Annotated in this window: 14 protein-coding genes; 12 read left to right on the top strand and 2 right to left on the bottom strand. The window is 60.6% G+C overall.

From position 1 onward, the window contains the following. Window positions 1-207 precede the first annotated feature (207 nt). The 8 genes from ACX9NZ_RS07180 to nagA all read left to right on the top strand — a co-directional run bounded on the left by ACX9NZ_RS07180 (window position 208) and on the right by nagA (window position 7,198). The gene (locus ACX9NZ_RS07180; RefSeq protein ID WP_407496254.1) at window positions 208-651 is read left to right on the top strand and encodes a PTS sugar transporter subunit IIA domain-containing protein; all 444 of its coding nucleotides are present in this window, start codon (window positions 208-210) and stop codon (window positions 649-651) included. Then, window positions 651-935, top strand: coding sequence for a preprotein translocase subunit YajC (yajC, locus tag ACX9NZ_RS07175; protein WP_118652536.1), 285 nt, complete (start codon window positions 651-653; stop codon window positions 933-935). Before ACX9NZ_RS07180 ends, yajC begins: the two co-directional genes overlap by 1 nt. A gap of 99 nt (window positions 936-1,034) precedes the next feature. Then, window positions 1,035-1,517, top strand: coding sequence for a PTS galactosamine transporter subunit IIB (agaB, locus tag ACX9NZ_RS07170; RefSeq protein WP_118652538.1), 483 nt, complete (start codon window positions 1,035-1,037; stop codon window positions 1,515-1,517). A 99-nt stretch (window positions 1,518-1,616) separates the two neighbouring features. Further along, a complete protein-coding gene (locus ACX9NZ_RS07165) occupies window positions 1,617-2,414 on the top strand; it encodes a PTS mannose/fructose/sorbose/N-acetylgalactosamine transporter subunit IIC (RefSeq protein WP_302742331.1) in 798 nt (265 codons plus the stop codon). Further along, a complete protein-coding gene (locus tag ACX9NZ_RS07160; protein ID WP_294122623.1) occupies window positions 2,404-3,501 on the top strand; it encodes a PTS system mannose/fructose/sorbose family transporter subunit IID in 1,098 nt (365 codons plus the stop codon). Before ACX9NZ_RS07165 ends, ACX9NZ_RS07160 begins: the two co-directional genes overlap by 11 nt. A gap of 169 nt (window positions 3,502-3,670) precedes the next feature. Continuing rightward, entirely contained in the window at window positions 3,671-4,402 is a 732-nt protein-coding gene (locus ACX9NZ_RS07155) for a GntR family transcriptional regulator (RefSeq protein ID WP_118652544.1), read from the top strand. 255 nt (window positions 4,403-4,657) lie between these two features. Then, on the top strand, window positions 4,658-5,824 hold the full coding sequence (gene agaS / locus ACX9NZ_RS07150; RefSeq protein WP_407496256.1) for a tagatose-6-phosphate ketose isomerase: 1,167 nt from the start codon (window positions 4,658-4,660) through the stop codon (window positions 5,822-5,824). A 213-nt stretch (window positions 5,825-6,037) separates the two neighbouring features. After that, window positions 6,038-7,198, top strand: coding sequence for an N-acetylglucosamine-6-phosphate deacetylase (nagA, locus tag ACX9NZ_RS07145; RefSeq protein WP_407496258.1), 1,161 nt, complete (start codon window positions 6,038-6,040; stop codon window positions 7,196-7,198). 73 nt (window positions 7,199-7,271) lie between these two features. Here the strand turns inward: nagA and ACX9NZ_RS07140 are convergent, their stop codons facing one another. Both ACX9NZ_RS07140 and ACX9NZ_RS07135 read right to left on the bottom strand, forming a co-directional pair. After that, window positions 7,272-8,036 (bottom strand): DeoR/GlpR family DNA-binding transcription regulator, encoded by a 765-nt coding sequence (locus ACX9NZ_RS07140; protein WP_407496259.1) that lies wholly within the window; start codon window positions 8,034-8,036, stop codon window positions 7,272-7,274. A 21-nt stretch (window positions 8,037-8,057) separates the two neighbouring features. Further along, the gene (locus ACX9NZ_RS07135) at window positions 8,058-8,822 is read right to left on the bottom strand and encodes a DeoR/GlpR family DNA-binding transcription regulator (protein ID WP_407496260.1); all 765 of its coding nucleotides are present in this window, start codon (window positions 8,820-8,822) and stop codon (window positions 8,058-8,060) included. Window positions 8,823-9,078: 256 nt separating this feature from the next. Between ACX9NZ_RS07135 and ACX9NZ_RS07130 the strand changes: the two genes are divergently transcribed. From ACX9NZ_RS07130 to ACX9NZ_RS07115, 4 genes are all read left to right on the top strand, one after another. Then, a complete protein-coding gene (locus ACX9NZ_RS07130; RefSeq protein ID WP_294122638.1) occupies window positions 9,079-9,516 on the top strand; it encodes a PTS sugar transporter subunit IIA in 438 nt (145 codons plus the stop codon). A gap of 169 nt (window positions 9,517-9,685) precedes the next feature. Next, entirely contained in the window at window positions 9,686-10,162 is a 477-nt protein-coding gene (locus tag ACX9NZ_RS07125; protein ID WP_294122640.1) for a PTS system mannose/fructose/N-acetylgalactosamine-transporter subunit IIB, read from the top strand. 82 nt (window positions 10,163-10,244) lie between these two features. After that, window positions 10,245-11,054, top strand: coding sequence for a PTS mannose/fructose/sorbose/N-acetylgalactosamine transporter subunit IIC (locus ACX9NZ_RS07120; protein WP_294122642.1), 810 nt, complete (start codon window positions 10,245-10,247; stop codon window positions 11,052-11,054). Next, entirely contained in the window at window positions 11,054-11,884 is an 831-nt protein-coding gene (locus tag ACX9NZ_RS07115; protein ID WP_407496261.1) for a PTS system mannose/fructose/sorbose family transporter subunit IID, read from the top strand. The genes ACX9NZ_RS07120 and ACX9NZ_RS07115 overlap by 1 nt, the downstream gene beginning before the upstream one ends. The last annotated feature ends 32 nt before the right edge of the window (window positions 11,885-11,916 follow it).

The following is an 11,916-nucleotide window of genomic DNA, read 5'->3' as shown; positions in this document are numbered from 1 at the left end:
AGCGATGTTGTACACGGATAAACATGCAGGTGAAAAGCTGTATAAGGGATGAACGGTCGAAAAACTCCGGTAAACGGTATGAGAGACAGAAAAGATTAAAAACTCGGGAACAGAACATCCACAACTGCTATAGTGAATATCACTTGTTACGTGGTTACTACCAGTGCTGTGCGAACGGCGCAGCCGAAGAGCGAGAAAGAGGGATTGATGGTCGGTTTCATTTTGACTGGTCACGGACACTTCGCAGACGGTATCAAGAGTGCGCTCGATATGGTCGCCGGCGATCAGGAGAACTTCGAGATCGTCCCGTTCGAGGGCTCTCAGGCCGCCACGTATGGTGATGACCTCCGCGCCGCCATCACCAAGATGCACGGCGAGTGCGAGGAGGGCGTCATCGTCTTCGTCGACCTTCTCGGAGGCACCCCCTTCAACCAGTCCATGATGATCGCCAACGATGTCGACAAGCTCGAGATCGTCACCGGCTCCAACCTGCCCATGATCATCGAGTTGCTCTTCGCCCGTAATGGCGCGACCAACGTGACCGCCCTTGCCGAGCAGGCGGTCGCTGTGGGTCAGCAGGCCGTCACCCGCCAGTCCCTCGCCTCCGTCATGGGCGTTGCCGATGACGATACCGAAGAGGACGGCATTTAATGGCTGACTTCGGGCAAAACGTCCTCGCCTCTTCCGTTGCCCTGCTGCTTATTATGGCGGTCATGGGCCTCGTCTACTTCCTGTGGTCCAAGGCCAACATGAAGAAGAAGGTCAAGTACTTCGAGCACATCCACACCGACCTCGCGGCAGGTCAGCGCGTGATGTTCGGCGGTGGCATCTTCGGTGAGGTCAAGAGCGTGCAAGGCGACGTCGTCGAGGTCAAGGTTCGCTCAGGCGCGACCCTCGATGTCTCCCGCTACGCCATCCAGGAAATCGTCAAGTAGTCATTCTCTACACGGCATCAAGGGGAACGGCACCGCCAAGCGGAACGCGCGAACCCAGTGCAATAGGCCAATCAGCGAATACGAAAGGAACGGATCGCAATGGCAGAGCCTAACATTCTTCTTACCCGTATCGACAACCGTCTGATTCACGGTCAGGTTGCCACCCAGTGGAACTCCACCTTGGGCTCCAACCTCATCCTCGTCGCCAATGACGAGGTGTCCACCAACACCATGCGCCAGAATCTCATGAAGATGGCTGCCCCCACCGGCGTCCAGACTCGCTTCTTCTCCATCCAGAAGACGATCGACGTCATCCACAAGGCCTCCCCGGCCCAGAAGATCTTCATCGTGCTCGACTCTCCTCAGGACGCGCTCAAGCTCGTCGAGGGTGGCGTGCCGATCAAGAAGCTGAACATCGGCAACATGCACATGGCCGAGGGCAAGCGTCAGGTCGCTACGACCGTCGCCGTCGACGACGACGACGTGGCTTGCTTCCGCAAGCTCCAGGAGCATGGCGTCGAGCTTTCCATCCAGCGCGTGCCCAGCACGCCCGTTGAGGATACCAACAAGCTGTTTGCGTAATGTGGGGGATTGCGAGCAGTTTGTTTGTATACGGGGCGAACAATCGCCTCGGTCGTAACACTTAGTACGAGAAAGTAACTTTGAAAGGAGGAGCATAAGATGGAAGCGAATTTCCTTCAGATCGCCCTGGTCTTCCTGGTGACCTTCATTGCCGCTATCGACCAGTTCGACTTCACCGAGTCCCTGTACCAGCCCATCGTCACCGGCCCGATCATCGGCGCCATCCTCGGCGATGTGCAGACCGGCCTCGTCGTCGGTGGTACCTATCAGCTCATGACGATCGGTAACATGCCGATCGGTGGTGCTCAGCCGCCGAACGCTGTTATTGGTGGCATCATGGCGGCCGTCTTTGCCTGCACGCTCGAGATGGATCCCAACGTCGCCGTTGCGACCGCGATTCCGTTCGCTCTGCTGGGCCAGTACGGCGTCACCCTGTTCTTCACCCTGCGCGCCCCGCTCATGGAGTCCTTCCGTGCCGCAGCCGTGAAGGCCGACACCAAGGCTATCACCAAGCTGACCGTGATCTCCGAGGTCATCCTCGGCCTCATCTTCGCCTTCATCGTGACCCTGTTCTTCATCGGTGGTCTCACCGCTGGTCAGGCTGTTGTCGACATGGTGCCCAAGTGGCTCAACAACGGTCTCTCCGCTGCCGGTGGCATGATGAAGTTCGTCGGCTTCGCGATCCTGCTGAAGATTATGATGTCCCGCGACATGTGGGCCTTCTTCCTGCTCGGCTTTGGTCTCACGACCATCGTGCACGGCATCCCCTCGCTTGCCAAGCCTGAGCTCCTGATCATGGCCATCATTGGCTTCGGTCTCGCCTTCTGGGACTTCCAGCAGCAGACCGAGCTCAAGGGCGCTGCTTTTGACGGAGGTGATATGAGCGATGGCATCTAATGAGTTCACTGTCCCCGCACAGTATGAGGACCTGACTCCTGCACCGAACGTCGATAAGAAGACGCTCAATCGCATGGTTTGGCGTTCCTACTGGCTCCAGTCTTCGTTCAACTACGAGACCATGCAGTCCGGCGGCTGGCTCTTCGCCATGGTTCCGGGCCTCGAGAAGGTTCACACCAACAAGAACGACCTCGCTGCGTCGATGTACCACAACCTGGACTTCATCAACACGCACCCGTTCCTGGTCACCTTCGTTATGGGTATCGTGCTCTCCCTCGAGCAGAACAAGGTCGATACCCAGACCATCCGCTCCGTGCGTATTTCCGCTGCCTCCCCGCTGGGCGGCATCGGCGACGCTCTGTTCTGGCTGACGCTCGTGCCGATCACGGCCGGCATCACCTCGAACATGGCTATTGAGGGCAACATCATTGCCCCGCTCATCTTCCTGATCGTCTTCCACGCGGCTCTGTTCGCTTGCCGCTTTGGTCTGATGAACTGGGCCTACAAGATGGGCACCTCCGCCATCGACTCCCTGACCTCCAACATGCAGGCCTTCACCCGCGCTGCCGCCATCATGGGCTGCTTCGTGGTTGGCGCCCTGACGGTCAACATGGGTGGCACCCAGATCAACCTCAACATCCCGAACGGCACCACCCGTAGCGTTGCCGCTCACACTGTTGTGGTTTCCAACGAGGAGGCCGAGAACTTCGCCGACCTCGCTATCGACACCGAAGAGGCTGAGGCCGGTACCCTCGGTATGACCGACATGGACGGCGCTGCCCTCAAGGCTGCCGACGCTGACGGCAACGAGGTCGAGTGCGGTATCGTCGATCTTGGCAACGGCATGAGCTCCGTCACTTATGGTGAGGTCACCGAGTCCCCGGTTTCCTTCTCCGTGGCTTCCACGCTCGACACCGTTATGCCCAAGCTCGTGCCGCTCGCGCTCGTGCTTCTGCTTTACTTCCTGTTCGCCAAGAAGAACTTCACCCCCATCAAGGGAATCGTTCTCATGCTGATCATCGGCATCCTTGGCGCCCTGCCTCTCAACGAGTGGCTCGGCATCACCTGGTGGACTGGTCTCTGGTAATTCCAGTTGCCTCTTGAGGGCAAATCTCCCCCAGATGCGCCTTCTCGCCCGGCGTGGGTCTTCGCGCCCACGCCGGGTTTTTCTTCTTTCGTACGTATGATCATGACTCTAGCCGGATGCAGTTGGCCTTGGTTGGGTCATTTGGATAGCCCTGTCGGAGGCTTCAATCATGGCGGTCGCTGCGCGCAAACAGCCTTTATACGATCAGCTTGTCGACATCCTCACCGATAAGATCGAGCATGAGTACAGTGCGGGCGACATGATTTCCTCCGAACGTGAGCTCTCCGAGCGCTACGGACTTTCCCGTACGACGGTTCGCCTCGCCCTGCAAGAGCTTGAGCGTATGGGCCTCGTCGTGCGTCAGCACGGTCGTGGCACGTTTGTCGCGGACCGTTCCGCGCAGACCACCAACCTCATGCAGTCCTACAGCTTTACCGATCAAATGCGCTCGATGGGGCGCGAGCCGCGTACGACCATCCTTGAGTTCTGCGACTTTGAAGCGGATAAGAACCTCTCCGAGCACATGGGCGTGCGCCTAGGCGAGAAGCTGTATAAGATCAAGCGTCTTCGCTCCGCCGATGGCATGCCGATGATGGTCGAGCGTTCGTATCTGCCGGTGCGCAAGTTCCTCACTCTCAAGCGCCCTCTCCTCGAGTCGATGCCCCTTTACGACATCATCGAGAAGGAGTATCGCGAGAAAATCAGCGTTGCAGAAGAGGAGTTCTTCGCAAGCATCGCTCGTCCCGCCGACGCCCACCTGTTGGGTATTTCCGAAGGCGCGCCCGTCTTGGATTTGGTACGCACTACGTACAACGCGTCTAACGAGGTCGTTGAGTACACGCTTTCCGTTGCTCGTGCAGACCAATTCAAGTACAAAGTCCTGCACCGCAGGGGAGAGTAGGGTCCGCCGAGTGCCAAAGTGGCACGGGCCCGTCAACCGGAGTACATGGCCGCCACCGCTTTGTGAGGGGGCCTCATGTGTTCCCGTTGCCGGACCAATATCGCATGTGTTGGACGCACGGATCGAGTGGTCTTCAAACTCGGTGCCAATATGTGTCAAACGCATGCAATTCTGGCTTAACTGGTTACAACCACATAACCAGCTTATAATGAAAACAACTAGTAAAGGCGTTAGCCAGAAAGAGAGGTATCATCCATGTTCGAGAAGACTTCGGAGGAACTCCACGAGATCGGCGGCTATAACACCACCGTCGAGATCAAGCAGCAGCCTGAGCTTTGGCTCGACACGCTGAACATCTATCGTGAGAACCTCGAGGCCATCGAGTCCTTCCTGGCCGACGCGCGCGCCATGGGCGAGGGCCGTCTGTCCGTCGTGTTCACCGGCGCCGGCACCTCCGACTACGTCGGCGACACCTGCGCCCCCTACCTCCGTCACGCTGGCGACACCAAGCTGTACGACTTCAAGCCTATCGCAACCACCGACATCGTCTCGGCTCCCCGCGACTTCCTGAACCCGGATGTGCCCACTGTCCTCGTTTCTTTCGCCCGTTCCGGCAACAGCCCTGAGTCCCTGGCCGCCGTCCAGGTTGCCAAGACGTTCGTCAAGAACGTCAAGTTCATCAACCTCACCTGCGCTCCTGAGGGTAAGCTCGCCGTCGAGTCCGCCGATGACCCGAACGCGCTGACCATCCTCATCCCGCGCGCCAACGACAAGGGCTTCGCCATGACCGGCTCCTACAGCTGCATGACCCTGCTCTCCACCCTTATCTTCGACACCGCATCCCTCGAGCAGAAGACCGCTTGGGTCGAGCAGGCCGCTAAGATGGGTGAGGACGTCGTTGCTCGCGAGGCCGAGATCGCAGAGTTCCTGTCTGGCGATTTCAACCGCGTGACCTACCTGGGTTCCGGTTCATTCGTGGGTCTCGCCCAGGAGGCTCAACTCAAGATCCTCGAGCTCGCTCACGGTCTCGTTGCCACTTCCTGGGACTCCTGCATGGGCTATCGCCATGGGCCGAAGTCCTTCGTGGACGACAAGACTCTCGTGTTCGTGTACATGAGCAACGACGAGTACACCCGTCAGTACGACCTCGATATCCTGAATGAGATCAACGGCGATCAGATCGCAGCCAAGACGATCGCCATCCAGCAGGACGGTTCCACCAAGTTCGACGGCAAGGCCTTCACCTTCTCCGGCTTCGATGCGCTGCCCGAGGGTTACCTCGCTCTTCCGTTCGTCATGGTTGCGCAGGTCATCTCCCTGCTTAACTCCGTGCGCGTGGGCAACACCCCGGATACCCCGTCTCCCTCCGGCACCGTCAACCGTGTCGTCAAGGGCGTGACCATCCACCCCTTCGAGGCCTAATCGCCTTCAAGGACTGAGGGCCATGGTGCAATTGGGGACATACCCTGATTGCACCATTTGCTTTACGCGCCGCCTATGGACCTGAAGCGCCCGCCCTGTCCTTGGACGGGTGGGCGACTTTTATTTACGAAAACGCGCTTGCGTTATGACGGACTCCGCAGCGCCTTTGGGTATAACCGCAATATGTGCATCAAATTCGTGTTAGGAGAACACATGAGCACCTATGCAATCAAAGCCGATGCCTTCTACCTTCCGACCCGCGTTGCCCGCGGTGGGTACCTTATGGTCGAGGACGGCGTCTTCGGCGAGTACGTGACCGATGCCCCCGAGTGCGAGATCCGCGACTATTCCGGTTACGAGGTCGCCCCGGGTTATGTCGACACGCACATCCATGGCTTTGACAACCATGACATCATGGACTGCAAGGCGGAGAGCGTCGCCGCGGTGTCCCGCGGCATCCTCCGCAACGGCGTGACCAGCTACCTTCCCACCACCCTCACGGCAAGCACCGAGCAGCTCGAGGCCGCCTGCGCCTCCGTTGCCGAGTACGTCGAGGCCGGCGATGATGCCCCGCACGCCCGCATCCAGGGCATTTTCCTGGAGGGCCCGTTCTTCACCGAGAAGTACAAGGGCGCTCAGAACCCCGCCTACCTCTCCGCCCCGACCATGGAGAAGCTGAACGCCTGGCAGACCGCTGCGCACGGCCTGGTTAAGAAGATCGCCGTCGCCCCCGAGTATGACGGCGCGGTCGAGTTCACCGCCGAGGCTGTGAAGTCCGGCGTTGTCGTGGCGCTCGGCCACTCTGCGGCCACCTGCGACCAGGCTCAGGCCTGCCTCGATGCCGGTGCCAAGGTCTTCGTCCACACCTATAACGGTATGAGCGGCCTGCACCACCGCGAGCCCGGCATGGTGGGCGCCGCCCTGTCCAGCCAGGATAAGTCCTACTCCGAGCTCATCTGCGATGGCCACCACGTCAACCCCATCTCCGCGGGCATCGTGATGCGCGCCAAGGGCCATGAGCACGTCGCCCTCATCACCGACTGCATGTGCGCTGGCGGCATGCCCGATGGCGACTACTTCCTGGGCGAGCTGCCCGTCGTTGTCGCAGGCGGCACGGCCCGTCTCAAGGACGGCGGCTCGCTGGCGGGCTCCATCCTCAACATGAAGGACGCCGTCAAGAACGTCGCCGACTGGGGCGTTGCCACCAAGGCCGAGGCCATCTACATGGCTACTCAGGCTCCCGCCGAGGCCAACGACATCGCCGACGAGTGCGGTTCCATCCGCCCCGGCCGCCACGCCGACTTCGTGGTGCTGAACCCCGACCTCACCCTCGCCGAGACTTACCTCGGCGGCGAGAGCGTCTACAAGGCATAGCGTCAGACACATAGCCGCAGACACAAAGCGCGCCTCGAGCACAAAGCCCGGGGCGCGCTTCTGTAAGGTGGAATCATCGCGCGATGATGAGGCTGGTGCACTCCTCGATGGGGCGGCGCTGATCATCGGTGACCCCGGCATCGGTGATGACCGCATCGATCCGGTCGAGGCTGTAAAAGTTGTAGAAGTCGAGCTGCTCGAGCTTGCTGGAGTCGCACACGAGGAAACGGGAGGCGGCGCGGTCGCACGCGAGTGCCTGGATGCGACCCTCCTCGAGGTTCGAGCAGGAGATGGCGCCCGAGACCACGCCGTTCGTACCGACGAAGCACTTGTCGATGCCAAGCGGCGCGAGCGAGTCCTCGGCGACCGGTCCGACGAACGAACCCGATCTCCTCCGGTATTGACCGCCCAGGCAGCAGACCTCCATCCCGGGGTGGATCTGAAGCATGTTGAGGGCGATGATGCTGTTCGTCACCACACGCAGCCGCATCGCCGGCAGGGCGCGCGCGATGGCCGCGCATGTCGATCCCGGTCCCAGGAATATGGTGTCGTCGGGCTCGATGAGCGCGCATGCGGCCTCGGCGATCTTGCGCTTCTCCTCCTGATGGACCGCGAGTTTCTCGAAATAGGGGATCTCGGCAGGAACGGCATGCGCGACTTCGGGCAGGCGGATGCTGCCGTGTTCGCGCACGACCTCGCCGGTGGAAGCGAGCTCATCGAAATCGCGCCGCGCCGTCATCTCGGAGATGCCGAAGATCTTGGCGGCCTGCCGCACGGAGATGACGCCGCGCTGGGAGCACAGGTCCATAAGCTGCTCATGACGCTGGGATTTAAGCATGAGTATCACGGGTTCTTTCGGTTACTCGGTGACGACGGTGGTGTATGCCTCGAGCGCCTCAACGGCCTCGGCGCTCGCCTCGGGATTGATGAACGCCGCAGCGATATGGTCGAGGGTGGTGAACGAGCAGAAGTCGCGCACGCCCACCTTGTCCGCGTCGAGTACGAGGTAGGACTCATTGGCGCGGGCGCAGGCGTCGCCGAGGAGCACGCCGACGTCGGGATGGGACCCGAAGACCTCGTTGCCGAACACGCCCGTTGCGGAGACGAACGCCTTGCTGGTGCTCATCCCGTAGAACGCGCGGCTGCCGTAGGGGGTGGTGAACACGCGTGTGTCCTGCCGCAGGGTGCCCCCGACCAAGAACAGCTCGACATGGGGATTATCGGCGAGCAGATTGAGAACCGGCATGCTGTTGGTGACCACTCTGATATCCGCTTTGGGCAGGTAGTCGCACATGAGCTCGAGCGTGGTGCCTCCGCCGAGGAAGATGGTGTCGCCGGGCTGGATGATCTTGGCTGCCGCGCGGGCGGCTGCGCGCTTCTGTTCGACGGAACGGAGCTTCTTCTCCTCGTGCGAATGCACGCGCAAAAGGGAGCTGCCCCGCGCGCTGCGCGGGAGCTGCGCGCCGCCATGGACGCGCACGACGAGTCCGTCCTCAGCCATCTCCGCGAGGTCGCGGCGAACGGTCATGTCGGAGACGCGCAGGGTGTCGGCGATCATCTTGACCGTCACCGTTTGGCGCTGTTGGAGCAGGTCGAGAATCACCTGCTGACGCTCGGATTTCATGGTGCCTCCGGGATGTGCTGAAAAAGCGGTCAAAACAAACAATCAATCGAACAACATTATTAAACATCGAGAGAACAAACAACAACATAAAACCGCTCATCGGTAAAAACAGCACGTTTGCCGAAAAGTTCGATGCAGAACGAAGAAAAAAGCCTGTTCGTACGTAAATCACTCAAACAAAACTTGACATACAATCAAACATCAACGAACATAACCGTTGTAAAACGAACATAAGTTAACAACGAAAGGAACGCATATGCGTATCGGCGTGATCCTCGCAAGCCACGGAGAGTTCGCCCTCGCCGCGCTCGGTGCAGTCGAGATGATCGCGGGCAAGCAGCAGGATGTTGTCGCCCTGGGTCTCACGGCAGAGAAGAGCCTGGAGACCTTCGAGGCGGAGATGCGCGAGGCTTACGAGACGCTCGACGCCGAGTGCGACCTCGTTGTGACGATCTGCGACATCTACGGCGGCACCCCGTTCAACGTGACGACTCGCTGTCTGCTCAACGGCATGGACATGGTGGCATATACCGGACTTTCGATGCCCGTGGTGGTCGAGCTCCTGCTCACCCGCGATGGCCTCGATTCCGTCGATGCAGTCCGCGCCCAGCTCACCGCCGCCCACGCCGGCGCCCAGCAGGAGATCTTGGCACCCGTCGTCGCCGCGGACGATGAGGACGATCTCGACCTCTAAGAGGACCCCTGCGTCAACCTCGGAGGCGCGCGCCTCCACCCCCAAGGGGCGCGCCTCATCCGCACCTCTCGCCGCGTGTGCATCCAATCGAGGCGATCGGCGAGACGGAAGAGCGGGTAGACACACGCAAGTAGCAACTAACGCAAGTGCGAACGGTAAGGAGAATATCATGGCACTTAAGCTCGTCGACATCGATGACCGCTTGATTCACGGTCAGGTCGCAACTACCTGGATCCCCGACTACGGCATCGAGTCCGCCATCATCGTTTCCGACAAGGTCGCCAACGACCCCGTCCAGAAGTCCGTTGCCGGCCTCGCGGTCCCCGAGATCAAGGTCACCGTCTTTGGTGTGGACAAGTTCATCGACGTGCTCAAGAAGACTCAGCTCAAGAAGGCCACCATGGTGCTGTTCACCAACCCCATGGACGCGCTCAAGCTGCACGAGAACGGCCTGCCGTTCGACTACCTCAACGTCTCCGGTATGCGTTTTAACGACGAGCGCCACCGCCTGCACAAGAACATGTCCGTCACCGCCGAGGAGAAGGCCGCCTTCGAGGAGCTCATCGGCATGGGCGTCGAGTGCTGGATGCAGACGACCACCCGCGATTCCAAGGAGCCCGTGTCGGAGCTCCTGAAGAACTACTAAGTTCGGTACCTGCTTCGGGCAAGAGGGGCTCGGAGTGAGCCCGGCCGGTTAGGCCGACCGGGTATATTTGGAAGGAGAGCGTATGCTTCAGGCACTTCTGCTCGCCATCTGGGCGGGCCTGTGCACGTGGGACCAGTTCGGTCCTCACCTGGGCTTCCGTAAGCCCTTGCTGGCGTCCGTGGGCGTCGGCATCATCCTGGGTGACATGCCGACCGCCATCATGATCGGCGCCACCATGGAGCTCATGTGGCTCGGCGTTAACAACATCGGCGCTTATGTTCCGCCGGATGTCATCTCCGGCACCATCGTGGGCGCCGCCCTCGGCATCATGGGTGGCGGCGACACCGCTTCCGCTATCGCCCTTGCCGTCGCCATCGGCATCCCCACCGCGACGCTCGTCCAGCAGCTGAACATCCTGGTCATGACCACCAACGTCTCGCTCGTCCACGCCGCGGACAAGGCCGTCGAGTCCGGTAAGTTCAACGCCGTCAACAAGTACTTCTGGACCGGCGCCTTCTGCTTCTTCCTCACCCGCGCCATCCCGGTGTTCATTGCCACCGGCATCGGCTCCTTCGTGATCGAGGACATCATGAACTTCCTGCAGAACCAGGTTCCGTGGGTCCTCTCCGGCTTCTCCACCGCCGGCGGCATGATGCCCGCCGTCGGCCTGGCGATGCTGCTCACCATGATGATGAAGAAGAGCATGTGGATCTTCCTGCTGCTCGGCTTTATCATGGCCGCCTTCCTCAACGTCCCGACCGTGGGCATCGCCCTGGCCGCTTGCGCCGCCGCCGGTATCTGGGATGTCATTACCGAGGGTCAGAAGAACCAGCCCGCCCCCGCTGCCGTCTCCGCCGGCTCCGATGATGATGACGAGGAGTACGATCTCTAATGGGAAAGATTTCTAAGTCCACCCTGAACAAGGTGCTCCTGCGCACCCAGGGCTGCCAGTTTGCCCACAACTACGAGCGTATGCAGTCGCTGTCCCTGACCTACTGCTTCGCCCCCGTCCTCGAGGAGCTCTACAAGGACGCCCCCAAGGAGGAGCGCGTCAACGCCATGAAGCGCCACCTCGAGTACTTCAACACCCACCCGCTGGCGATCCCGTTCATCCTGGGTATCACCGCCGCCATCGAGGAGTCCACCGACGAGGACCAGAAGGACACCGTCGTCGGCATCAAGACCTCGCTCATGGGCCCGTTCGCCGGCCTCGGCGACTCCCTGCTGAACCTCACCTGGTTCCCGATCGCCGGTTCCATCGGTGCCTCCATGTGCGTCGACAACGGCTCCATCGTGGGCCCGCTCGTGATGTTCCTCCTCATCAACCTGCTCTACTGGCCGCTGAAGTACTTCGGCCTCCACAAGGGCTACGAGATGGGCATGGATCTCGTCGAGAAGGCCGGCGTCCAGGTCTTCGACCGCCTGGGCAACCTTGCGAACGTCCTCGGCGTCATGGTCACCGGCGGCCTCATCGCCACCACCGTCAAGCTGAAGCTCGCCGTGCAGTTCGCCTTCGGCGAGGGCGACCCGCTGGTGCTCCAGGATCAGCTCGACAAGGTCCTGCCCTTTGCGCTGCCCGTCCTGCTGACCTTCATCTGCTATCACCTGCTCAAGAAGGGCCAGGGCAAGAACTCCGCTCAGATCATCATCGGCCTGATCGTCTTCGCCCTCGTGTTCGCCGCGATCGGTTACTACTTCCCGGCGTTCAAGATCTTCGCCTAGTCGGCGCTGTATCGCCCCGAGCACATCACCTC

The sequence above is a fragment of the Collinsella sp. BM28 genome (assembly GCF_054551995.1).
This window is presented reverse-complemented; position numbering and strand designations above follow the sequence as displayed.

Coding starts and splice junctions, on each gene's coding strand:
- nagA (WP_407496258.1), top strand. CDS start 6,038: ATGAGCACCTATGCAATCAAAGCCGATGCCTTCTACCTTCCGACCCGC.
- ACX9NZ_RS07130 (WP_294122638.1), top strand. CDS start 9,079: ATGCGTATCGGCGTGATCCTCGCAAGCCACGGAGAGTTCGCCCTCGCC.
- ACX9NZ_RS07165 (WP_302742331.1), top strand. CDS start 1,617: ATGGAAGCGAATTTCCTTCAGATCGCCCTGGTCTTCCTGGTGACCTTC.
- ACX9NZ_RS07120 (WP_294122642.1), top strand. CDS start 10,245: ATGCTTCAGGCACTTCTGCTCGCCATCTGGGCGGGCCTGTGCACGTGG.
- agaS (WP_407496256.1), top strand. CDS start 4,658: ATGTTCGAGAAGACTTCGGAGGAACTCCACGAGATCGGCGGCTATAAC.
- ACX9NZ_RS07155 (WP_118652544.1), top strand. CDS start 3,671: ATGGCGGTCGCTGCGCGCAAACAGCCTTTATACGATCAGCTTGTCGAC.
- ACX9NZ_RS07160 (WP_294122623.1), top strand. CDS start 2,404: ATGGCATCTAATGAGTTCACTGTCCCCGCACAGTATGAGGACCTGACT.
- ACX9NZ_RS07115 (WP_407496261.1), top strand. CDS start 11,054: ATGGGAAAGATTTCTAAGTCCACCCTGAACAAGGTGCTCCTGCGCACC.
- ACX9NZ_RS07180 (WP_407496254.1), top strand. CDS start 208: ATGGTCGGTTTCATTTTGACTGGTCACGGACACTTCGCAGACGGTATC.
- yajC (WP_118652536.1), top strand. CDS start 651: ATGGCTGACTTCGGGCAAAACGTCCTCGCCTCTTCCGTTGCCCTGCTG.
- ACX9NZ_RS07135 (WP_407496260.1), bottom strand. CDS start 8,822: ATGAAATCCGAGCGTCAGCAGGTGATTCTCGACCTGCTCCAACAGCGC.
- ACX9NZ_RS07140 (WP_407496259.1), bottom strand. CDS start 8,036: ATGCTTAAATCCCAGCGTCATGAGCAGCTTATGGACCTGTGCTCCCAG.
- ACX9NZ_RS07125 (WP_294122640.1), top strand. CDS start 9,686: ATGGCACTTAAGCTCGTCGACATCGATGACCGCTTGATTCACGGTCAG.
- agaB (WP_118652538.1), top strand. CDS start 1,035: ATGGCAGAGCCTAACATTCTTCTTACCCGTATCGACAACCGTCTGATT.